19 protein-coding genes and 3 pseudogenes are annotated in these 21874 nt (G+C 71.2%); 14 read left to right on the forward strand and 8 right to left on the reverse strand.

What is annotated here, in order from left to right; translation table 11 throughout:
* Window positions 1-63: 63 nt before the first annotated feature.
* A complete protein-coding gene (gene solA, locus AB0412_RS11255) occupies window positions 64-1212 on the forward strand; it encodes an N-methyl-L-tryptophan oxidase (protein ID WP_366402267.1) in 1149 nt (382 codons plus the stop codon).
* Window positions 1213-1248: 36 nt separating this feature from the next.
* Here solA and AB0412_RS11260 read toward each other — a convergent pair whose 3' ends face one another.
* Window positions 1249-2460, reverse strand: a complete 1212-nt coding sequence (locus AB0412_RS11260; protein ID WP_366402268.1) for an RNA-guided endonuclease TnpB family protein — start codon at window positions 2458-2460, stop codon at window positions 1249-1251.
* Between the two features lie 158 nt (window positions 2461-2618).
* Here AB0412_RS11260 and AB0412_RS11265 point away from each other — a divergent pair, with 158 nt between their 5' ends.
* The 8 genes and pseudogenes from AB0412_RS11265 (at window position 2619) to mshA (ending at window position 10447) form a co-directional block, all read left to right on the forward strand.
* A complete protein-coding gene (locus tag AB0412_RS11265; RefSeq protein ID WP_366402269.1) occupies window positions 2619-3752 on the forward strand; it encodes an aromatic ring-hydroxylating dioxygenase subunit alpha in 1134 nt (377 codons plus the stop codon).
* A gap of 239 nt (window positions 3753-3991) precedes the next feature.
* A complete protein-coding gene (locus AB0412_RS11270) occupies window positions 3992-5173 on the forward strand; it encodes an FAD-dependent oxidoreductase (RefSeq protein WP_366402270.1) in 1182 nt (393 codons plus the stop codon).
* Entirely contained in the window at window positions 5170-5607 is a 438-nt protein-coding gene (gene gcvH, locus AB0412_RS11275; RefSeq protein ID WP_366402271.1) for a glycine cleavage system protein GcvH, read from the forward strand. Before AB0412_RS11270 ends, gcvH begins: the two co-directional genes overlap by 4 nt.
* Entirely contained in the window at window positions 5604-6863 is a 1260-nt protein-coding gene (glyA, locus tag AB0412_RS11280; RefSeq protein WP_366402272.1) for a serine hydroxymethyltransferase, read from the forward strand. The genes gcvH and glyA overlap by 4 nt, the downstream gene beginning before the upstream one ends.
* A 67-nt stretch (window positions 6864-6930) precedes the next feature.
* Window positions 6931-8313 carry an L-serine ammonia-lyase gene (locus AB0412_RS11285; protein ID WP_366402273.1) on the forward strand — a complete coding sequence of 461 codons (1383 nt, stop codon included), beginning with the start codon at window positions 6931-6933 and terminating at the stop codon, window positions 8311-8313.
* A gap of 53 nt (window positions 8314-8366) precedes the next feature.
* Window positions 8367-8608, forward strand: a pseudogene (locus AB0412_RS11290) (GTP 3',8-cyclase MoaA); the annotation flags it as partial.
* Window positions 8609-8639: 31 nt separating this feature from the next.
* Window positions 8640-9074 carry a formate dehydrogenase accessory sulfurtransferase FdhD gene (locus AB0412_RS11295; RefSeq protein WP_366402274.1) on the forward strand — a complete coding sequence of 145 codons (435 nt, stop codon included), beginning with the start codon at window positions 8640-8642 and terminating at the stop codon, window positions 9072-9074.
* Window positions 9075-9082: 8 nt separating this feature from the next.
* Window positions 9083-10447: a D-inositol-3-phosphate glycosyltransferase gene (gene mshA / locus AB0412_RS11300; protein ID WP_366402275.1), complete on the forward strand. Its 1365-nt coding sequence runs from the start codon at window positions 9083-9085 to the stop codon at window positions 10445-10447.
* Between the two features lie 149 nt (window positions 10448-10596).
* Here the strand turns inward: mshA and AB0412_RS11305 are convergent, their stop codons facing one another.
* Both AB0412_RS11305 and AB0412_RS11310 read right to left on the reverse strand, forming a co-directional pair.
* Window positions 10597-11070, reverse strand: coding sequence for a nitroreductase/quinone reductase family protein (locus tag AB0412_RS11305; protein WP_366402276.1), 474 nt, complete (start codon window positions 11068-11070; stop codon window positions 10597-10599).
* 132 nt (window positions 11071-11202) lie between these two features.
* A pseudogene (locus AB0412_RS11310) lies at window positions 11203-11259 on the reverse strand (hypothetical protein); the annotation flags it as partial.
* 227 nt (window positions 11260-11486) lie between these two features.
* On the opposite strand from AB0412_RS11310, the gene AB0412_RS11315 reads away from it, so the two are divergent.
* The 3 genes from AB0412_RS11315 (at window position 11487) to AB0412_RS11325 (ending at window position 14045) form a co-directional block, all read left to right on the forward strand.
* Window positions 11487-12434, forward strand: a complete 948-nt coding sequence (locus AB0412_RS11315; RefSeq protein ID WP_366402277.1) for a helix-turn-helix domain-containing protein — start codon at window positions 11487-11489, stop codon at window positions 12432-12434.
* Between the two features lie 187 nt (window positions 12435-12621).
* On the forward strand, window positions 12622-13272 hold the full coding sequence (locus tag AB0412_RS11320) for a DJ-1/PfpI family protein (protein ID WP_366402278.1): 651 nt from the start codon (window positions 12622-12624) through the stop codon (window positions 13270-13272).
* Between the two features lie 41 nt (window positions 13273-13313).
* A complete protein-coding gene (locus AB0412_RS11325; RefSeq protein WP_366402279.1) occupies window positions 13314-14045 on the forward strand; it encodes a DJ-1/PfpI family protein in 732 nt (243 codons plus the stop codon).
* 107 nt (window positions 14046-14152) lie between these two features.
* Here AB0412_RS11325 and AB0412_RS11330 read toward each other — a convergent pair whose 3' ends face one another.
* From AB0412_RS11330 to AB0412_RS11350, 5 genes are all read right to left on the reverse strand, one after another.
* Window positions 14153-15172 (reverse strand): hemolysin family protein, encoded by a 1020-nt coding sequence (locus AB0412_RS11330; RefSeq protein WP_366402280.1) that lies wholly within the window; start codon window positions 15170-15172, stop codon window positions 14153-14155.
* The gene (locus AB0412_RS11335; RefSeq protein ID WP_366402281.1) at window positions 15169-16506 is read right to left on the reverse strand and encodes a hemolysin family protein; all 1338 of its coding nucleotides are present in this window, start codon (window positions 16504-16506) and stop codon (window positions 15169-15171) included. Before AB0412_RS11335 ends, AB0412_RS11330 begins: the two co-directional genes overlap by 4 nt.
* 280 nt (window positions 16507-16786) lie before the next feature.
* On the reverse strand, window positions 16787-17314 hold the full coding sequence (locus AB0412_RS11340; protein ID WP_366402334.1) for a PEP-utilizing enzyme: 528 nt from the start codon (window positions 17312-17314) through the stop codon (window positions 16787-16789).
* A 122-nt stretch (window positions 17315-17436) separates the two neighbouring features.
* Window positions 17437-19215, reverse strand: a complete 1779-nt coding sequence (locus AB0412_RS11345; protein ID WP_366402282.1) for a PEP/pyruvate-binding domain-containing protein — start codon at window positions 19213-19215, stop codon at window positions 17437-17439.
* 1212 nt (window positions 19216-20427) lie between these two features.
* The gene (locus AB0412_RS11350) at window positions 20428-20838 is read right to left on the reverse strand and encodes a DUF6463 family protein (RefSeq protein WP_366402283.1); all 411 of its coding nucleotides are present in this window, start codon (window positions 20836-20838) and stop codon (window positions 20428-20430) included.
* A 120-nt stretch (window positions 20839-20958) separates the two neighbouring features.
* Between AB0412_RS11350 and AB0412_RS11355 the strand changes: the two genes are divergently transcribed.
* Both AB0412_RS11355 and AB0412_RS11360 read left to right on the forward strand, forming a co-directional pair.
* A complete protein-coding gene (locus AB0412_RS11355; RefSeq protein ID WP_366402284.1) occupies window positions 20959-21546 on the forward strand; it encodes a TetR/AcrR family transcriptional regulator in 588 nt (195 codons plus the stop codon).
* Window positions 21547-21762: 216 nt separating this feature from the next.
* Window positions 21763-21858, forward strand: a pseudogene (locus tag AB0412_RS11360) (VOC family protein); the annotation flags it as partial.
* Between the last annotated feature and the right edge of the window lie 16 nt (window positions 21859-21874).

Below are 21874 nucleotides of genomic sequence, written 5' to 3' on the forward strand. Positions count from 1 at the left end.
CCCGACTCCCGGCAGCACCACACCATTCATCGGCAACCGGCACGATTCCCAGGAGATGGACACATGGCCACTTCGTACGACGTGATCGTCGTCGGCCTGGGCGGGATGGGCAGCGCAGCCGCCTGTCACCTCGCCGCCCGCGGTCAGCGCGTGCTCGGCATCGAGCGTTTCGGCCCCGCCCACAACCTCGGCTCCAGCCACGGCGGATCCCGCATCTACCGGCAGGCCTACTTCGAGGACCCCGCCTACGTACCCCTGCTGCTGCGCGCCCATGAACTGTGGGAGAAGCTCGCCGTCGACTCCGGCCGCGAGGTCTTCACCGAGACCGGCGGCCTCATGATCGGCCGAGAGGACAGCGAGGCCTTCGCCGGCACCCTGCGCAGCGCCCACGAGTGGGGCCTGGACCACGAGGTCCTGGGCGCCGCCGACATCCGGCGCCGTTTCCCCACCTTCAACCCGGCGGCCGAGGACGTCGCCTTCTACGAGCGCAAGGCGGGCATCGCCCGGCCCGAGGCGACCGTCACCGCCCACCTGGACCTGGCCCGGGCCCACGGCGCCGACCTGCACTTCACGGAACTGGTCCTCGGCTGGGAGGCCGACGGACCGGGCGGCAGGGCCTGGGTGGTCACCGACCGCGGCGCCTACACCGCCGACCGTCTGGTCATCGCCCCCGGAGCCTGGGCCCCGAAGCTCCTGTCCGACCTCGGCGTGCGCGTGACGGTGGAGCGCCAGGTCATGTACTGGTTCCAGCCCGAGGGCGGAACCAGCCCGTTCAGCGCCGAACGGCACCCCGTCTACATCTGGGAGGACCCCGACGGCACCCAGATCTACGGCTTCCCCGCGCTGGACGGCCCCGACGGCGGCGCCAAGGTCGCCTTCTTCCGCAAGGGCGTCCCCAGCGACCCCGACCACCTCGACCGCCGGATCCACCCGGACGAGATCGCGGCCATGGCCGACTACCTGCGCCCGCGCATCCCCACCCTGCCCGGCCGCTACCTCAAGGCCGCCGCCTGCATGTACTCCAACACCCCGGACGAGCACTTCGTCCTCGCCCGACACCCCGAGCATCCGCAGGTGATCGTGGCCTGCGGCTTCTCCGGCCACGGATTCAAGTTCGTGCCCGTCATCGGCGAGATCCTCGCCGACCTCGCAACCGAAGGCACCACCGACCACCCCATCGCCCTGTTCGACCCCCGCCGCGTGCGCGTCTGACACTTCCGAAGGTGAGACGTTGACTTCCTTCCCTGCCTATGGGCGGGGGATTCCAGCGGTCGCCCGCTGGGCTTCCTGCTTCACCGACGACCGCCCCGTCCGGGAGGGCTCCCGTTGAGGTCTTACACCGTCTCCACAGGCAGACGCCGCCAGCCCGGCGGCCAGAAGGTTGCGCGCCGCGTTCACGTCGCGGTCATGCACCGCGCCGCAGGAGTCGCACGTCCATTCGCGGACGTGCAGCGGCAGTCTCGCCGCGACCGTGCCGCAGGCCCCGCACAGCTTCGAGCTGGGAAACCAGCGGTCGACCACGACAAGTTCACGCCCGTACCAGGCGCACTTGTACTCCAGCATGGAGCGCAGTTCCGTCCACGATGCATCCGAGATGGCGCGCGCGAGGCGGCCGTTCTTCAGCAGGTTGCGGACGGTGAGGTCCTCGATCACGACCGTTTGGTTCTCACGGACGAGTCGAGTGGTCAGCTTGTGCAGGAAGTCCCGGCGCCGGTCGACGATCCGCGCATGGATCTTGGCGGCGCGGTGCCGGGCCTTCTCCCGGTTCGCCGAGCCCTTCACCTTCCGCGACAGTTCACGCTGCGCGCGGGCCAGGCGGGCGCGGTCACGCCCCTCGTGCCTCGGGTTGGCGATCTTCTCCCCGGTGGTCAGCGTCACGAGCGAGGTGATCCCGGCGTCGATGCCGACGCCCGCCGTGGTGGCGGACGCAGGGGTGATGGTGTCCTCGCACAGCAGGGACACGAACCACCGGCCGGCCGCGTCGCGGGACACGGTGACCGTCGTGGGCTGCGCTCCTTCGGGCAGCAGACGGGACCAGCGGATGTCCAAGGGCTCGGTCATCTTCGCCAGCGTGAGCCGTCCGTCGCGCCACGTGAAGGCGCTGCGGGTGTACTCGGCCGAGGCACGGGACTTCTTACGGGACTTGAAGCGCGGGTACTGCGCGCGCTTGGCGAAGAAGTTGACGAACGCTGTCTGAAGATGGCGCAGCGCCTGCTGCAGCGGGACACAGGACACCTCGCTCAGGAAGGCGAGCTCCTCGGTCTTCTTCCACTGGGTCAGCGCGGCCGACGACTGCAGGTAGGAGACACGGCGCTGCTCGCCGTACCAGGCCCGAGTGCGCTCCTCCAGCGCCTTGTTGTACACGAGGCGGACGCAGCCGAACGTGCGCGACAGTTCTGCTGCCTGCTCGTCGGTGGGGTAGAAGCGGTACTTGAAAGCCCGCTTGACCTGCGGCGTCACACCCCACACCCTATCAACTCCCGTGTGAGTGACGGGTGTCGGCCGGTGGCCGCAGGCACCAAACCGCCCTCGCGGCGATTCACCTTTCCCTGCCCTGCTCCGCAGGAGCTTCACTTCCTCCCCGGCCTGAAGGCCGCGGCATCCACGAAGGAGAGCTGATGACCATCACGAACCTGCCGCCCAGCCTGATCCCCACGTTGTCCGGCGAGTACTACACCGACCCCGAGGTCTTCGCCCAGGAGCAGGAGCGGGTCTTCGAGGCCATGTGGTTCTGCGTGGCCCGCGCCGCCGACCTGGACAAGCCCGGCGCATTCCGCACCTACCAGGTGGGCCGCGAGAGCGTGCTGGTCTCCCGGTCCCGGGACGGCTCGGTCAAGGCCTTCCTCAACATCTGCCGGCACCGCGGCGCCAAGCTCTGCACCGAGGAGTCCGGCGAGGTCAAGCGTGCCTTCCAGTGCCCGTACCACGCGTGGACCTACGGCCTGGACGGCAAGCTGGTCGCCGCGCCCAACCTGACCTCGATGCCGGACATCGACCGCAAGGAGTACGGCCTGATCAACGTCCATGTGCGGGAGTGGCTCGGCTATGTGTGGGTCTGTCTCGCCGACAACCCGCCCTCCTTCGAGGCGGACGTACAGGGCGCGGTCGTCGAACGCCTCGGCGACGTCGAGTCGATCGAGCGCTACGGCATCGAGAACCTTCAGGTGGGCCGTCGTATCACCTACGACGTGAAGGCCAACTGGAAGCTCATCATCGAGAACTTCATGGAGTGCTATCACTGCGCGACCATCCACCCCGAACTCACCGAGGTGCTGCCGGAGTTCGCGGACGGTTACGCGGCGCAGTACTACGTGGGCCACGGCGCGGAGTTCGGTGAGGACGTCCAGGGCTTCACCGTCGACGGATCCGAGGGCCTGGACCGCATCCCGGGGGTCGCCGAGGACCAGGACCGCCGTTACTACGCGATCACCGTCCGGCCCCAGGTCTTCGTCAACCTCGTCCCCGACCACGTCATCTTCCACCGGATGTACCCGATGGCACCCGACCGTACGGTCGTGGAGTGCGACTGGCTGTACCTGCCGCACGTCGTCGAGAGCGGCAAGGACGTGGAGCGTTCGGTGGAACTGTTCCACCGGGTCAACCAGCAGGACTTCGACGCCTGCGAACGCACCCAGCCGGCGATGAGCTCGAAGGCGTACGCCAAGGGCGGCGTGCTGGTGCCCAGTGAGCACCACATCGGCGAGTTCCACACCTGGTTGCAGAACAAGCTCGAGGTGGGCCCCGCACACTGATCCCTCCCACCCCCAGTGCTGCCCGCCCACCTGCTGTTGCGGCCCCTCCGGCAGGTGGGCGGGCCAGCTGCCGGAGGGGGCGAGTTCCCCCGGTACCGCGCGGTTGCACCATGTGAAACGTGGTGCATCATCAGAAATTGATCTGCGACACCTCCCTTGACAATGCCGCATCACGCGGAAAGCATGTTGCGTATAGCGAGTGTCGTTGTGTTATGCGAGACAACCCGTCTGGAGCCGGCATGAGGAGCATCACCGTCGTCGGAGCGTCGCTGGCAGGACTGAGCACGGTCCGCGCGCTGCGCGCAGAGGGCTATGACGGCGAGATCGTCGTCGTGGGGGAGGAGCGCCACGCCCCCTACGACCGCCCCCCGCTGTCCAAGGACTTCCTCAAGGGCGACATCGACGCCGAAGGGCTCGCGCTCGGCGACGCCGACGAGTACGAGGCCCTGGACGTGCAGTGGCTGCTCGGCGAGCGCGCCGTGCGGCTCGACCCCGTCGCCCGCACCGTCACCCTGACCGGGGGACGGCATGTGCGCACCGACGGCGTCGTCGTCGCGACCGGCGCCAACCCACGAACCCTTCCCGGCACCGACGGGCTGGCGGGCGTCCACACCCTGCGCACCTTGGACGACGCCCTGGCCCTGCGCGCCGAACTGCTCGACGGCCTGCCCCGGGTCGTCGTCATCGGCGCCGGGTTCATCGGTGCCGAGGTCGCCTCCACCGCCCACCGGCTCGGGCTCCACGTCACCGTCGTCGAGGCGCTCCCCGTACCGCTGGAGCGCCAGCTCGGGCGCGAGATGGGGCTGGTGGTCTCCTCGCTCCACAGCGATCACGGCGTTGAGCTGCTGTGCGGCACCGGCGTGGCGGAACTGCTCGGCGAGAGCCGGGTCACCGGCGTACGGCTCTCCGACGGGCGGGTGCTGCCCGCGGACGTCGTCGTGGCCGGCGTGGGCGTGCGGCCGAACACCGACTGGCTCGCCGGCTCCGGTGTGCAGGTGGACGACGGAGTGGTGTGCGACTCCGGCTGCTCGACCAGCGTCCCGGGCGTGGTCGCCGTCGGTGACGTCGCCCGCTGCCCGCACCCGTTCACCGGACGGCACACCCGCATCGAGCACTGGAGCAACGCCACGGAGCAGGCGAAGACCGCTGCCCGCACCCTGCTGACCGGTGTGCCGGCCCCCGCCCCGCTCACCCCGCCGTACTTCTGGTCCGACCAGTACCAGGCCCGCATCCAGGTCGCCGGACACGTCGCCCCCGGCGCCGAGCCAGAGATCGTCGAAGGCGACGTCGACAGCCGCACCTTCACGGCCGTCTACCGCCACGAGGGCACCCCCGTCGCCGTCCTCTCCCTCAACCAGCCGAAGTTCTTCAACCGGCTCCGCCGCACCCTCACCCCCGCCGCCGCGGCCGTCGTGTCATGACCGCCGGACCCCGACTCTCGCCGGAATCCGGGGTGGAGACCGCCCCGAGCGTTCCCCGGCACCTGCGGTACACCTGGGACCACGAGTGGCTCGTCGTGGACGAGGGCAACGCCACCGTCGGCATCACCGCCTTCGCGGCGCGGGCCCTCGGTGATGTCGTCCACCTGCGGCTGCCCGACGTCGGCACCTGGGTCGAGGCGGGGGAGAGCTGCGGACGGATCGAGTCACGGACCGCCGTCAGCGGCCTGTACGCACCCGCCTCGGGCCGGGTCCTGGAAGTCAACCCCGCGCTGGCCGACGACCCCGGCGTCGTCAACGCCGCCCCTTACACCGGTGGCTGGCTGTTCCGGCTCCGGGTCGAGAACATCGCGGGCGCGCTGTCCGCCGATGCCTACGCCGCCCACTGTGCCCACACCCAAGGAGACCGCCCATGACCCTGTTCAACCAACCCCTGGACCGGCTCGACCCGGAGGTGGCCGCCGCGGTCGACGCCGAACTGGAGCGTCAGCAGTCCACCCTGGAGATGATCGCCTCGGAGAACTTCGCGCCGGTCGCGGTGTTGCAGGCGCAGGGTTCGGTCCTCACCAACAAGTACGCCGAGGGCTACCCGGGCCGCCGTTACTACGGCGGGTGTGAGCACGTCGACGTGGTCGAGCAGATCGCCATCGACCGGGTCAAGGAACTGTTCGGCGCCGAGTACGCCAACGTCCAGCCGCACTCGGGCGCATCCGCCAACCAGGCCGCGCTGTTCGCGCTGGCCCAGCCCGGCGACACCGTCCTCGGCCTGGACCTGGCCCACGGCGGCCACCTCACCCACGGCATGAAGATCAATTTCTCGGGCAAGCAGTTCAACGTGGTCGCGTACCACGTGGACCCCGAGTTCGGTCTGGTCGACATGGCGGAGCTGGAGCGGCTCGCCAAGGAGCACCGCCCGAAGGTGATCATCGCCGGCTGGTCGGCGTACCCGCGGCAGCTGGACTTCGCAGCGTTCCGGCGGATCGCCGACGAGGTCGAGGCGTACCTGTGGGTCGACATGGCGCACTTCGCCGGTCTGGTCGCGGCCGGGCTCCACCCGAACCCGGTGCCGTACGCGGACGTGGTCACCTCCACGACGCACAAGACGCTCGGCGGGCCGCGCGGCGGCATCATCCTGGCAAGGCAGTCCTTCGCGAAGAAGCTCAACTCCTCGGTCTTCCCGGGCTTCCAGGGCGGTCCCCTGGAGCACGTCATCGCGGCCAAGGCGGTCTCCTTCAAGGTCGCCGCGAGCGAGGACTTCAAGGAGCGCCAGCGCCGCACGGTCGAGGGCGCGAAGATCCTCGCCGAGCGGCTCACCGCGCCGGACGCGCGTGCGGCCGGGGTGAACGTGCTGTCCGGCGGTACGGACGTGCACCTCGTCCTGGTCGACCTGCGCGACTCCGAGCTGGACGGGCAGCAGGCCGAGGACCGGCTCCACGAGGTCGGCATCACGGTCAACCGCAACGCCGTCCCGAACGACCCGCGCCCGCCGATGGTGACCTCCGGTCTGCGCATCGGCACGCCGGCCCTGGCGACCCGCGGCTTCACCGCCGAGGACTTCACCGAGGTCGCCGACGTCATCGCCGAGGCACTCAAGCCGTCCTGCGACGCCGAAGCGCTCAAGGCCCGGGTGAAGGCGCTGGCCGACAAGCACCCGCTCTACCCCGGCCTGTAACCGACAACCTCCCGCAGGGGCGTGCCGTGACCGCTCGGAACGCCCCACCAGTCCCACGGAGTATGGCGTGGCAATCAGCGTCTTCGACCTGTTCTCCATCGGCATCGGCCCGTCCAGTTCACACACCGTCGGCCCGATGCGCGCCGCCGCGATGTTCGTCGCCCGGCTGAAGCAGGACGGCGTACTCGCCCAGACGGCCGCCGTCCGGGCGGAGTTGTTCGGCTCCCTCGGCGCGACCGGCCACGGCCACGGCACTCCCAAGGCGGTGCTGCTCGGCCTGGAGGGCAACGAGCCGCACACCGTCGACGTCGCCCAGGCCGACCTGGACGTCGAGCGAATCCGCAGCACCGGACGCATCCGCCTCCTCGGTGCGGAGATCGGCCCGGCCCACGAAATCGGCTTCGACGCCTCGACCCAGCTGGTCCTGCACCGCCGGCGGTCGCTTCCGTACCACGCCAACGGAATGATCCTCTTCGCCTACGACGCCGACGGGGTGCCGCTGCTGGAGAAGACGTACTACTCGGTCGGCGGCGGATTCGTGGTCGACGAGGACGCCGTCGGCGCGGACCGCATCAAGCCCGACCACACGGTGCCGGCGCACCCGTTCGGCACCGGCGACGACCTCCTGCGCCTGACCGAGGAGACCGGTCTGTCGATCTCCGCGCTGATGCTGGAGAACGAGAAGGCCTGGCGCACCGAGGAGGAGATCCGCGCCGGCCTGCTGGAGATCTGGCGGGTCATGGAAGCCTGTGTCTCCCGCGGACTGGGCCGCGAGGGCATCCTCCCCGGCGGTCTCAAGGTCCGCCGCCGCGCCGCCGCAGCCGCCCGCGCGCTGCGCAGCGAGGGAGACCCGGCGGGCCGCGCCCTGGAATGGGTGACCCTCTACGCCATGGCCGTGAACGAGGAGAACGCCGCAGGCGGCCGGGTCGTCACGGCCCCGACGAACGGCGCGGCGGGCATCATCCCCGCCGTCCTGCGCTACTTCCTCGACTTCGTGCCCGGCGCCGACGAGGACGGCATCGTCCGCTTCCTCCTCGCGGCGGGCGCCATCGGCCTGCTCTTCAAGGAGAACGCGTCCATCTCCGGCGCCGAGGTCGGCTGCCAGGGCGAGGTCGGCTCGGCCTGCTCGATGGCCGCCGCAGGTCTCGCCGAGGTGCTCGGCGGCAGCCCCGAACAGGTCGAGAACGCCGCCGAGATCGGCATGGAACACAACCTCGGGCTGACCTGCGACCCGGTCGGCGGCCTGGTCCAGATCCCCTGCATCGAACGCAACGGCATGGCCGCCGTCAAGGCCGTCACCGCCGCCCGCATGGCCCTGCGCGGCGACGGCCGCCACCACGTCTCCCTCGACAAGGTCATCAAGACCATGAAGGAGACCGGCGCCGACATGAAGGTCAAGTACAAGGAGACCGCCCGCGGCGGCCTCGCCGTCAACGTCATCGAGTGCTGAGGAGACGGACCGAGCGGGACAGGGACGCAGCAGGAGAAGGGCCGCCAGCCATGCTCACTCCCGAGCCGGACCGGACACGCGGTTGCGCACCCGCCGAACGCCGGCTCGTCGACGGCGGCCCGGCTCGGTCGGCGTCATCGCTTCCGTCACCCGCCCCTTCTGCCGCGCCTGCGACCGCACCCGGCTCACCGCCGAAGGCCAGGTGTGCGCCTGCCTGTTCGCCCGGGAGGAGTCCGACCTACGCGCGCCACTGCGCTCCGGAGCGCAGGACGAGGAGATCGCGAAGCTCTGGAAGCGCGACGACCGACACAACTGGGAGTGAGGCCATGGGACGGGTCACCGAGCGACGGCGCGTGGTGCGCATCCGGGACGGCGCGCTGAGCACGCGCCCGGACACGCTGGTGGCGAAGGAGCCACTGGAGATCCGGCTCGGCGGCAACCCGCTGGCGATCACCATGCGCGCGCCGGGGGACGACTTCGCGCTCGCCGCCGGCTGCTCGGCGCGGTGGCCGATCGCCGACACACCACAGGTCCGAGTCGTGTCCGGGCGGGCCTCCTTCGAGCTGGCGCAGAAGGCGGTCATGGCGGGCGTCCCGGTGCTGGCGGCGGTCTCGGCGCCGTCCTCCCTCGCCGTGGACCTGGCGGCGGAGACGGGGCTCACGCTCGTCGGCTTCCTGCGCGGCAGTTCCACGAACGTCTACGCGGGCGAGCAGCGCCTCGACCTGCCCACCGCGGCCATGGCCGGCGAACCAGCGCGGTGAGCCAGTACATGACCCGCCTCGAAGAACTCCACGACAGCCGCACCCACGGCAGCACCCTCGTCGGCCGGCCCCGCCTGCGCCCACCCGACGCCCGCGACCGGCCCCGCCGCGTCGCGATGCTCTCCGTGCACACCTCCCCGCTGCACCAGCCCGGTACCGGCGACGCCGGCGGGATGAACGTCTACATCGTCGAACTCGCGCAGCGTCTCGCCGCGATCGGCATCGAGGTGGAGATCTTCACCCGGGCCACCTCAGCCGCGCTCCCGCCCAGCGTCGAACTCGCGCCCGGCGTCCTGGTACGGCACGTGGCCGCCGGACCCTACGAGGGCCTTACCAAGGAGGACCTCCCGGCGCAGCTGTGTGCCTTCACGCACGGCGTGACGCAGGCGTGGGCCGGCCACCGCCCGGGCCACTACGACCTGGTCCACTCCCACTACTGGCTCTCCGGCCACGTCGGCCGACTGGCCGCGCAACGCTGGGGTGTCCCACTCGTCCACGCCATGCACACCATGGCCAAGGTCAAGAACGCCTCCCTCGCCGAGGGCGAAACCCCCGAGCCGGCGGCCCGCGTTCTCGGCGAGAGTCACGTCGTACGGGCTGCCGACCGGTTGATAGCCAACACGGAGAGGGAGGCGGAGGAACTCCTCCGCCACTACGACGCCGACACCGCCCGAGTCGCCGTCGTCCACCCCGGTGTCAACCTGGAGCGCTTCCGGCCTGACGCCCGCGGTGTCGAGGCCGGACGGGCCGCTGCCCGCTCGCGCCTCGGCCTTCCGCAGAACGCGATGATCCCCCTGTTCGTGGGCCGCATCCAGCCGCTGAAGGCGCCGGACGTCCTGCTGCGCGCGGTGGCCCAGTTGTTGGCGGAACGGCCGTGGCTGCGCGAGCGGATCGTGGTGCCCGTCGTGGGCGGGCCCAGCGGCAGCGGTCTGGCGAGGCCGGAAAGGCTGCAGAAACTGGCGGCCTGTCTCGGCATCGCCGATGTGGTGCTGTTTCGGCCGCCGGTCGGCCAGGACCGGCTCGCCGACTGGTATCGGGCGGCGTCCGTCCTGGTCATGCCCTCCTACAGTGAGTCCTTCGGCCTGGTGGCCGTCGAGGCGCAGGCCTGCGGCACCCCGGTGATCGCTGCTGAGGTCGGCGGCCTGCCGGTGGCGGTGAAGGACGGGCTGAGCGGCACTCTCGTACCCGGGCACGACCCGAGGGACTACGCGGCGGCGCTGTCCGGATTCGCCGACGACCCCGCACGCTCCACCCGGATGGGCGAGGCCGCGGCCCGGCACGCCCGCTCCTTCGGCTGGGACACGGCCGCGGCGAGGACGGCGGACATGTACGCCGCGGTCCTGCACGAGCGGAGGCTCCATCGGGTCTCGTGACCTGAAGAGCTTGTTCAGAGAGGCGTATTCGCGTATGCGGCGGCAGCGGCATACCGGCTGCCGTGGGGTGGACGGTGTCTCGGGCGGTCGCGCGGGAGCGCCCGCCGGGGGGTTCGTGGTGCCGGCGTGATGTCGTGGGTGCGGGCTGTTCAGGCGTCCGGGGCGGGTTCGAGTACGACGACTGCGGTGGGGGAGGGCCTGCGCTGTGCGTGGGCGTCGAGGTTGTTGTCGGTCTCGCGCCAGCGTGCCCACAGGCGCGTGCGTTCGTCGCCGACGGCGGCGCGAGCGCGTACCGGTCTGGTTCCGTCGGCGAGTTGGGCGACGGCGTCGGGGTGGGCCTGGAGGTTGAGCCACCAGGCCGGCTCGCCCTCGCCCCACCCGTTCATGGCCAGTGACACGAGGTTCGGGCCGTCCTCGAGGTATCCGATGACGACACTGCGGGGCCGGCCGGTGCGGCGCCCGGTGGTGGTGAGCCGGAGGGTGCCCCACTTCCCGGCACGCGGCCGCCACAGCGCGATACGGGCGCCGAGGACCCGGTAGGCGCCCCGGTGGATGTGCCAGGCCAGGCGGATGAACCAGCGAGGTGGCAGCCACGGAGCTTTCGCGCGCCCTTCACCCGTCATGCCACGACCTCCCGCGCGCCTGGTCCCGGACCTGGGCAGGACGCTAGCCGCGACCGAACGGGTACGCCAGGCCTTGCGGAGCCGTTTCCCCTTCAGACACCGGCCCGGGACACGCGCGCCCGCCACCGAGGCGGCCTGTGACGTGATGGTGCGCCAGTCCCGCAGGCGCCGGATGTCCCCCGCACTGGCCCACCAGAAGCCGGCACGACGACAAGCAGGATCACACCGAAGAGGCCGGCAAGACCGCCGACGACGGCTAGGAACTGGTCCAAAGCCATGGCCAGCAGCCTAGCCCTGTCCGGCTGTTGCGGGAGGCCGCGGCCCGCGGAGCCCGCTGGCTTCGGTGCCCCGCGCGAGTAAGGACCGCTGCTCATGGGCCCGTTGACGACCGAGGGTGTGGCGTAGGCTCCTGCCGTATGCAGGTGATCGCGGTTCTCGCACTCGACGGCGTGTCTGCCTTCGATCTGGCCATCCCGTGCCAGGTGTTCGCTCTCGCAGCCCTCGACGACGGGGCGCCGGCCTACGAGGTGCGCGTCTGCGCCGACCGGGCGCTGTCGGCCACGGCCGGCCCGGCGGAGCCCTTCCGGGTGTCCACCTCGTACCGCTGGGACGACGCCCTGGACGCGACCACCGTCATCGTGCCGGGCATCCCGCACGACCGCGTCCCGCATCCGCGTGCCGTCCGGCTGTTGCGGGAGTCCGCGGCCCGCGGAGCCCGTATCGCCTCGATCTGCACCGGTGCCTTCGCTCTCGGCCACGCCGGACTGCTGGAGGGACGGCGTGTCACCACGCACTGGCGGTTCGCCGACCTGCTGGCAGCACAGTTTCCCGGTACGCACGTCGACCCGTCCGTGCTCTACGTCGACGAGGGCCAGCTGCTCACCTCCGCCGGGATCGCCGCCGGCCTCGATCTGTGCCTGCACATCGTCCGCCGCGACCACGGCGCGGCGGTGGCCGCGGAGGTCGCGCGGATGCTGGTGATGCCGCCCCAACGCGCCGGTGGTCAGGCACAGTTCATCGAATACCGGGCACCCGACGGCGATGCCGCCGAACTCGGCGACACCTTGCAGTGGATGCGCGGCAAGCTGAACGAGCCGCTCACCCTCGCCGACATCGCCGCCCACGCGATGATGAGCCGCCGCAGCCTGTTCCGCCACTTCCGGGCGCAGACCGGCACCACACCGCTGCGCTGGCTGCTCGCCCAGCGCGTCCAGCGTGCCAGGGAGCTGCTGGAGACGACCGCGCTGCCGCTGACGCGGGTGGCCGACGAGACCGGGTTCGGCTCCGTCGAGGCGCTCCGCCACCACTTCACACGGCAGGTCGGCACCACTCCGTCCGCCTACCGGGCCACCTTTCGCGGGTGAGCCGTGAGCCGTGAGCCGTGAGCCGTGAGCCGTGAGCCGTGCGTCGGGCCACGGGGCTGGCCGTATCCTGCGCACCATGGGCACGCGCGCCGGTGTCACCGTTCACCGGCCGTCGGAAGACTGAACGCGTTCTCGCTTCCGCCGACGGCCACCGCACACCGCGCGGCCACGCCCACCCGGAGACCCCATGCACACCCAGCCCGCGAGCGTCACCCCGACCACGCCCACCGGCACCCGGCCCCGGCGCCCGCTGCGCGTCCACACCGTGCTCTACGACGGCGTCGAGGAGCAGGACTTCGCCGGTCATGTGGAGGCGCTCGGCATCGCCGGCGAGGAACTCGTCGTGCAGTCCTTCGTCCACGTCGAGGCCGACCGTCGGGTGAGGACGGCCGCCGGCATGGAGATCGTGTGCCGGGACGCCTTCTCGCCCCGCACGGCCGACGTGATCATCGTCCCCGGCGGAGGGTACGGGGAGGGCTCAGCGGTTCGGCGGGAGATCCAGCGCGGCGTATTGCCCCGCGCCCTGAAGGCGGCCCCCAGGCAGGGCCTCGTGCTCGGCGCCGTGTGCACGGGCACCATGCTGCTGTCCGCCGCAGGACTGACGGCCGGGCGCCGCTGCACCACCCACCACATCGCCCAGGAAGACCTGCGCCAGGAGGGCGGACGCGTGGTCGGTGGCCGGGTCGTCGACGACGGCGACCTCGTCACCTGCGGCGGCGTCACCTCCGGCATCGACCTCGGCATCTGGCTCCTGGAGCGGTTCTTCGGCCCGGACCTGGCCGTCCTCGCCGAGGAGGTCCTGGAGTACGAACGCCGGGGCACGGTCAACACCCGCTGACTCCGCTGCTCCTGCCGACTCTCTGAAGAAGGAAACGACCTGTGAAGCGACGCACCCTTCTGCGCACCGGCACAGTGCTAGGTGCCGCCGGTCTCACGGCGGGCCTGTCCACGCGCAGCGCCGCCGCGGCCGGCTCCCGGCTGCGCGACGATGCCCTGCGCGTGCACCTCGTGCTCTTCGACGGCGTGGAGGAGCTCGACCTCGCCGCTCCCTACGAGGTGTTCGCCGCCTCCGGCCACTTCACCGACCGCTCCGTCGACGTGCGATACGTCGCCCTCGACGGCCCCCGTACCGTCACCGCCGCCTTCGGCACCACCCTCCGCGTCGACCACGCGTGGGCACCAGAGCAGGCCGACCTCCTCGTCGTCCCCGGCGGCGGGTATGCCCGCCGGGAGGACCCCGGGGTCCGGGCCGAGATCCGACGAGGAACGCTCCCGCAGGCGCTGGCGCGGGCCCGGCGTCCCGGGCTCACCATCAGTGCCCTGTGCACGGGCGTGATGCTCCTGTCCGCCGCCGGCCTGACCCGCGGCCGGCCCTGCACCACCCACCACCGGGCGCGACAGGACCTCGAAGAGCAGGGCGGGGTCCTGAAGAACGCCCGGGTCGTCGACGACGGCGACCTGGTCACCTCCGGGGGCGTCACCTCCGGCCTGGACCTCGCCCTGTGGCTGGTGCGCCGCGAACTGGGCGTCGATGCCGCCCTCGGCCTGGAGAGCATGCTGGAGTACGAGGCCCGCGGCACGGTCCACCAGAACGCCGGCGGCCGAATCTGACTCCGGGCCCAGGGCGCATCACCCGTGGAGAATACGGCCCTTCATCGGTGAGTTACCGATGTGTGAGCGCCTCGCAGATGCCGGGGCGCTCACACATCGCGTTGCCGTTACGCCGCCTGTGGCTGCAGGAGGCGGGCCAGCATGTCGTCCAGGCTCACCATGCCGGTGAGCCGGCCGGAGGCGTCGCGGACCACGGCGAGCGAGGCGCGGCGCCGGCGCAGCAGCTCGATCGCGTCGGCGACGGTGGCGTCCTCGGTCAGCTCGGGTACCGGTCGGGCCAGTGCACGGGCGCTGGTCGTCCGTCCCTGGGCGCGGGCCACCAGGGCGTCGCGGGCATGGACCGAGCCGATGATGCTGTCCTTCTCGCGGACCAGGAGGCGGGTACGGTCGCGGTCCCCGGCCAGGCGCAGGATCTCGTCGACGCCGGCGCCGCCGTCGACCGAGGTGATCTCGCCGGCCGGCACCTGGAGGGCCCGCACCGGGGTCTCGGGCTCGGTCAGCGAACGCGTCAGCAGCTCCGAGTCCGTCTCGCTGATCAGGCCGAGTCGCTCGGACTCCTCGACGAGGTGGGTGAGCTGCTCGCGGTTGTGGACGGCGGCCAGTTCGTCGCGCGGGGTGACCCGGCACAGCCGTACCAGGCCGTTGCTCATCCTGTTCAGCACCGAGATCAGTGGCCGTACCGTCTTCACCATTGCCCGGAAGAGCGGCGAGAGCAGCATGGCCGAGCGCTCGGGGCGGGCGATGGCCCACGACTTGGGGGCCATCTCTCCGACCACCATGTGGAGGAACACCACCACGATCATGGCGACCGCGAAGGCGATCCCATAACTGAGCGCGCTGGGCAGGCCCAGCTGGTGCAGCAGTGGGTCGAGTTCGTGGGAGATCGCGGGCTTGGACACCGAGCCCAGGCCCAGTGTGCACACGGTGATGCCGAGCTGGGCGCCGGCCAGCATCAGTGACAGCTCACGCATGCCGGCCAGGGCGGCCTTGGCGCCGCCACGGCCCTCGGCCGCCGCCTTCTCCATGCGGTGGCGTTTGGCGGCGACCAGAGCGAACTCGGCTGCCACGAAGAATCCGCTGCCGATCAGCAGCAGCACCGTGACGAAGAGCGCCATCGGGAAACTCATGTCTGCTCCTGCGTCTCCTGGACCGATCGCTCGATCCGTACGCGCTCGGGCACGTGCCGGTCGAGGGTCCGTACCTCGATCACCGCGGTGCCGCCCTGCGGCAACTCGACAGTGAGCCGGTCCCCGATGGCCGGGAAGCGGCCGAGACGGTCGACGATCAGGCCGGCCACGGTGTCGTAGTCCTCTTCCTCCGGCAGTTCGATGCCGGTGGCCTCGGCCACCTCGTCCAGCCGGCGGCCCGCGTCCACCAGCCAGCCGCCGCCGTCCGCGACGGCGACCTCGGTGACCTGGTCGGACTCGTCGGCGATGTCGCCGACCAGTTCCTCGGCGATGTCCTCGTACGTGACGATGCCCGCCACACCGCCGTGCTCGTCCAGCACGACCGCGAACTCGTCGTCGCGCTCGCGCATCTGGGTCACGGCGTCGGGCAGGGGGAGGGTGTCCGGCAGCAGCAGCGGGCGCCGCGCGAGCCCACCGGCCGTGGTGGCCTGCAGGCGGTCGGCCGGCAGTCGCATCAGCTGCGCCACGCCGAGGACACCGCCGACATCGTCCGGGTGGTCGCCGAGCACCGGGTAGTTCGAGTGTCCGTGCTTGGCGATCAGATCGACCGCTTCGGCGGCGGTGGCGTCCTTGCGGACGAAGACGGCGTCGGCACGCGGCACCATCACCTCGTCCAGCGTCCGCTCGGAGAACTCCAGCGCGTGGTCCAGCAGGGCGGCGGTGTCCTTCGGCAGGGCGCCGTGCTCGTGCGACTCGCCGATCAGGTGGCCCAGCTCCTCCAGCGTGGCGCCGTGGTGCAGCTCCTCGACCGGCTCGATGCCGACCTTGCGCAGCAGCTTGTTCGCCGCCCCGTCGAAGATGCGCACGAGCGGGCCGACGACCTTCAGATACGCCAGCGTGGAGGCGGCCAGCGACTTCGCCAGCCGCTCCGGCACGGCGATGGCGAGGTTCTTCGGCGCCAGCTCACCCAGCACCATCTGCACGACCGTGGCCAGCACGAAGGCCAGCACGACGGAGATGCCGCTCACGGCGGCGTCGGGGATGCCCATGCCCGACAGGGCAGGCCTGAGCAGCGCGGACACCGACGGCTCGGCGATGAAGCCGACGACCAGACCGGTGACGGTGATGCCGAGCTGCGCGCCCGAGAGCATGAAGGACAGCCGCTCCAGCACCTTCAGGGCGCGGGCGGCCTTGCGGTCCCCGGACTCGGCCTCACGGGCGAGGGCGAGGCGGTCCGCGGAGACGTAGGCGAACTCCTGGGCGACGAAGTATCCGGTGCCGGCGGTCAGAACGAACACGGCCAGCACGCCCAGGAGGGCGTTCGCGGCACTCATCGAACACCATCCCGCCGCGTGCCGTGCTCAGAAGATGCCTGGCAGGATGGTCGGGGACTGTGCCCCGAGGGGTCCGTCGATCTGGCGGACAAGGGGTTGCTCCTTCTGTCTGGCTGTACATCCAGCCAACGATCCCGACCGGAATCATGTTCCCGGAACCTGCCCGAGCGCTGCGCCCGCGGGGCCACCGTCACCTGAACCGCCGGAAAGCCCACCCCATCCTCGGCAAGGCGTTCCTCAACGAGGCCGGCTGCAGCGGCGTCTCCCTGACGAGTCGAAATCAGTGACGGCCGACGTCCTCTGCCGCGGTGTCCCGCTCCAGGGTGATCGTCCCCGCGGCGCCGTCCATGGTGATCAGCTGCCCGGTGCGGATGCGTGCGGTGGCGTCAGGGACGCAGATCACGGCCGGGATGCCGTACTCGCGGGCGACGGTCGGGCCGTGGGCCAGCACCGCGCCGGTCTCGGTGACCAGACCGCCCGCGGTGAGGAACAACGGCGTCCAGCCCGGGTCGGTCGTCGGCGCCACGAGGATCTCACCCGGCTCGATCGACGCGCTCGCCGGGTCGTGGACCACGCGGGCGCGGCCGCTGACGCGCCCGGACGCCGCGCCCACGCCGGTGAGCGTGCGGCCGTCCGTGGTCCGGGCCGGCAGCAGGGTCTCCGCGTCGGTGCCGTCGCAGAGCAGCGCGACCGGAACGGTGCGGCGCCGCAACTCCCGTTCGTGCGTCGACCGGCGTTCTCTCACCGCCTCGCGCAGGTCGGCGCCGCTCTCCACCGCCGTACGCAGCTCGGGCAGGGTGAGGAACATGACGTCGTCCCCGCGCTCGAGGAGCCCGTCGGCCCGCAGTGCGGCGCCGATCGCCAGCAGGCGCCGGCGGCGGTCGCGCAGCGAGTAGAGTCCGGCGAACTTCCCCGCCTCGCGCAGTCCGGTCAGCTCCCGTGCGCGCCGCAGGAAGAACCCGGCGATCCGTCCCCGCAGCGGTCGCTCGCGGCGGGCGCGCCGGGCGAGCTCGGTGAGTGTCTTCTCGGCCCTGGCCGCGGCGCGTTCGAAGCGGCGGTCCGGGGCCTGCTCGGGGTCGGTGACCCGCAGGCAGTTGGCGAGCATCGCGAACACCGGCGTCGGGTCCTCCGACCACCGCGGTACACCGACGTCGACCTCGGCGGCGGAGCGGATGCCGTACGCGTCGAGGATTCCGCCATCCCGAAGTCCGGCAGCTCGCCCGCGAGGTGGGCTGCCGCCAGCTGGTCCGGTGGAGTGTCGAGGAGCATCTCGCGGTACGGTGCCGCGCGTCGGGCCACCTGCCACAGCGCGAGGTCCATCTCGATCGTGACGTTGTGCGGCATGCCGCCGAGCACGGTGTGGATCTCGTCGTCACCGGCGATGCCCCTGAGCAGCGGCGGCAGGGCGGCGCAGACCAGTAGTCCGGTGACCACGGGCCAGAGGATCGCGTCGCCGGTGTGGGGCGGCGCACCGTCCTCGAGCAGGTCCAGGAGCTCCGCGGCCGTGGCCGGGTCGGTGACCGGCCGGCGCCGAAGGCGCTCGATCTCGCCGAACACGCCGGCCCGCGCCGCTTCCGGCCGGGCCAGTGCGCGCAGGATCCCGGCCACCGCTCCGGGCGCCGCCGTCAGCGCGGCGGCGCTGGGCCGGCGGGCGGACCTGCGCGGCGTGAACCGCGGGTCGTCAAGGAGGTGCTCGACCACGGCCTGCGCGCGCGGCCCGAAGTCGACCGCCATCAGCTTCACCAGCCGCTGCCGGGCCGCTGGGTCACGCATCGCGTCGGTGAGGTCGCCGTAGAGCCGGCCGCCGATGTCGACGATCTCGACGGCGATACCGAACGAGGCGAGCATGCCCGCCAGCACGGACTTCAGGGTCGCCACGCCCATCGGCGTCGCCGGCTGGAGCATGCCCTGGACGTGGCCGAACTCGACGTACAGCCGCGGGCCCGGCTCGCGGCTCTCGGGGGGCGCCGGGAACAGTGCGGTCATCGGTCGCGATTGCAGCAGCCACAGCACGCCGTCGCGGTCGTAGGCCCACTCGATGTCCTGCTCCGCGCCGAGCGCACCCTGCAGCCGCGCGCCGGTCTCGCGGAGCTCGGCCAGCCGGGCCGGGGTGAGGCAGCCGCGCGCTTGCTGCGTGGGACCGTCCAGGACGTAGTGGTCGGCTGCTGCTGTCCCGTCGACGACGGCCGCGCCCAGTCCCAGGGTGGCGTCGACGACGGTCTCGCGACGCGAACCGGTGACCGGATTGGCGGTGAACAGCACGCCCGCGACCTCGGCGTCGACCATCCGCTGCACGACGACCGCCATGCGCGCGGTGTCCTGCGGGATGCCGGCGGCTTCGCGGTAGGCCCTCGCCCGCTCGGTGTGCAGCGACGTCCAGCAGGCGCGGATCGCCTCGAGCAGGTTCTCGGTGCCCGAGACCGAGAGGCAGGTGTCCTGCTGGCCGGCGAAGCTCGCGTGCGGCAGGTCTTCGGCGGTGGCGCTGGAGCGGACGGCGACCGGGCCGCCGCCGAGGCGCTCGTACGCCGCGAGCACCTCGTCCCGGGGCACCTCGTCGAGCCGGTACGCCTCCGTCGTCACGCAGAAGCCGTCCGGCACGCGCTCGCCGAGACGGATCAGCGCGGCGAGTCCGGCGGCCTTGCCGCCCACCAGGTCACGCCGCTCGGGGTCGATCACCCGGAGGTCGAGCACGTTCGCGTCTCTCTGCATGCCACCAGGACACACGTTGCCGCTACGACAAGGTCAAGCCGGGGATCCGACAGTCAGGCCCGACCGGACCCGAACGGTTTGTCGTACGCATGAACGTAAAAGAAGTATAAAACCAACATGAGCGGGCGCAATCGGGCAGAAAACGGACTAAACTGGGCATCAGTCGAGGTTCCGATGCCAGGAGATCCCACATGTTCGATGGAGCGACCGCCGCTCCCGATCCCGCCCCCCGCGCCAACGCGGCCATGGCCGCCGGCTGCGAGGTATGCAATGGCTGGGGGACGGTGATCACCCGCCACGGCCGCCATGCTCTCTGCCCGGCGTGTCAGTCTGACGCTGACCGAGAAGACCACGGGAGTGACCGAGCAGACTGATCGCCACGGTCGGCCTGCCGCAGGGCATCCCTCGCCGCCTTGCGGCCCGGAGGGCGCGTCCACGCCGCACCGGCCGCGAGGTCCCGGCACGGCGCCCGGGTCGGCAACCGCCACAGCAAAACGTTCACGACCTGCCGGTGATTCGGTCAGGGTCGCCCGTGACCATCAGCACCACACGGCAGCGGAGCTGTCCGCTCCTACCTGCGTCCGTCAACTCACCACAGTCAGCGGCGAAATCAAGGACGAGGATGGTCTTGGCCGGGATCGCGCGGAGGGCCCGGCACGAAGAGACTCAGCCGGTAGGTGGTGGGGTGTACCAGGCGTCCGCACAGGGTGTCGACCCGAGTCATCGCCCAGTCGATTCGCTCTGCCCCGGCACGCAGATGGCGCAGGTGAGCATGCCACTCCGACTCGTCCTGGGTTTCGAAGATCACCTGCCAACGACCCGCGCCGGGACCCGTGTGGGCGGGAGTCTGCTGCCCCGCGCCATGCTGACGCTTCCTTTTCCGCTGTCCTGGCACGGGCCCAGCATCGCTCTCCTGGCACCACCGCGGCAAGGCCATTGATCCAGGGGTGCGGGGACCTCCGTGGGGCGATGAGGGCCGGGTCGTCGTGCGCGCCCCATGCCTCGGCAAGAGATTCGAGGCCGCCTGGTCGCCGCCGGCGCAGCCGTAGGGGAGGTGTGCTCCTTGCCGAGCCGCGTCGGGCGGCACTGCCCGCGGCCGGCTGGCGGGAATCTGTCCGGCCGCGTTGGTCCCAACGTGTAGCCGTGTTGGCCTGTTTCACTGTGGGGAGCCTCATGGTGGGTATCCCGCCTGTCTGTTGGCGCGGCTGGTGTTCAGGCTCGTGGAAGCCCGGCCTTGGGTGAGGGGTTGTCGCGGCGGGCGCGGCGGGTTCCGATCAGCAGCAGGATGCACGCGAGTGCGAAGAGCGGCCAGGGTGTGAACGGCAGGACCACGGCGTCGACGACTGTCCAACTCCCCAGCGTCCAGGCGATGAAGGCGGGCGGGGTCATGCCGCGGCGGTCCAGCCACAGCACCGTCAGGCCGATCAGGACGAGCGGTATGCCGAAGCTGTCGAGGCTCAGCCAGTAGGCGCTGCCCGCCGGGCTCATGTCGGCAAGGTCCTCGCTCCACAGTCCGCCGCTGAACCATGTCCCGGCGTGCTGTGCGGCCTTCTCCACCGTCAGCGCGCCGAGCGTGTGCGCGGTTCCGCAGAGCGTGATGATCCAGCCAGCCCACTTGATCATCTGAGTCCTCCGTTCTTGTCGATTCATAATTCCGATACTGCAGTTCCGATACTCTCGTTCCGTATGATGAGGCCCATGACAGCGAGAGGGCAACGGGGCGGACGCCCCCGGGACAGTCGCGTGGATCACAAAATCCTTCAGGCCACGCGCGAGCTCATCGACGAAATCGGCTACCCGGCCCTGACCGTCGACCGGATCGCCACGCGCGCCGGGGTGGGCAAGGCCGCGATCTACCGCCGCTACGCCTCCAAAGCCGAGATGGCGTTCGTCGCCACCATGGACGAGCAGCAGGTGCCCGCGTGGACCACAACCGGCTCCTTGTACGGGGATCTGCTGGCGCTGGTCCGCGTGTTTCACCGCCGCATGGCCACCCCGGCGGCCCGGCATCTGGCACCGGCCCTGATCAACGAACTCGCCGTCAATCCCGAACTGGACAGCCGGTTCAAGGAAACCTTCCTCGCTGCCGAGCAGGCCGCCTTCGCCGACATCATCGAACAGGCCGTGGCCCGGGGCGAGCTGGCCGGGACCGTCGACCCCGCGATGGCTCACCTGCTGCTGCTGGGCTCCCTGGCCTCCGCCCTCTACATCCTCAACCTGCCCGTCGACGACGCGTTGGTCACCGACCTCGCCGCCGCTGCGGCAGCAGGAATCACCGCCCTGGCCGCACGGCACCACAGCGCCTCCGACGCAGTCGACGAACGGCGCTGACAGGCGCCCTTCTCCTATACGGCTGGCCGCCTCTTCTGACGCGGTGAGGCCGACCAGCGCCCGATCCATCGCCGTTGTCGGTACCCGCCAAGCCACCTGGGTCGCGCAAGGCGTTGAGGTGGGGCACGCTCATGGTGCAGGGGCCGCGTACGGGGCGGCCCCGCGTTCTGTGGCGCCTATGCCGAGCCGGCCGTGTTCGCTGCGTCTGGGAGAGTCATGACAAGCAGGTTCACCGAGCTGGCCGTCGACTGCCGGGACCCGGAGAGGCTTGCCGCTTTCTGGTGCGAGGTTCTGGGTTTTGACGTGATCGACCCGGACTCCGCCGGAT

The organism is Streptomyces sp. NPDC052012, from assembly GCF_040689265.1.
Classification (GTDB): Bacteria; Actinomycetota; Actinomycetes; order Streptomycetales; family Streptomycetaceae; genus Streptomyces.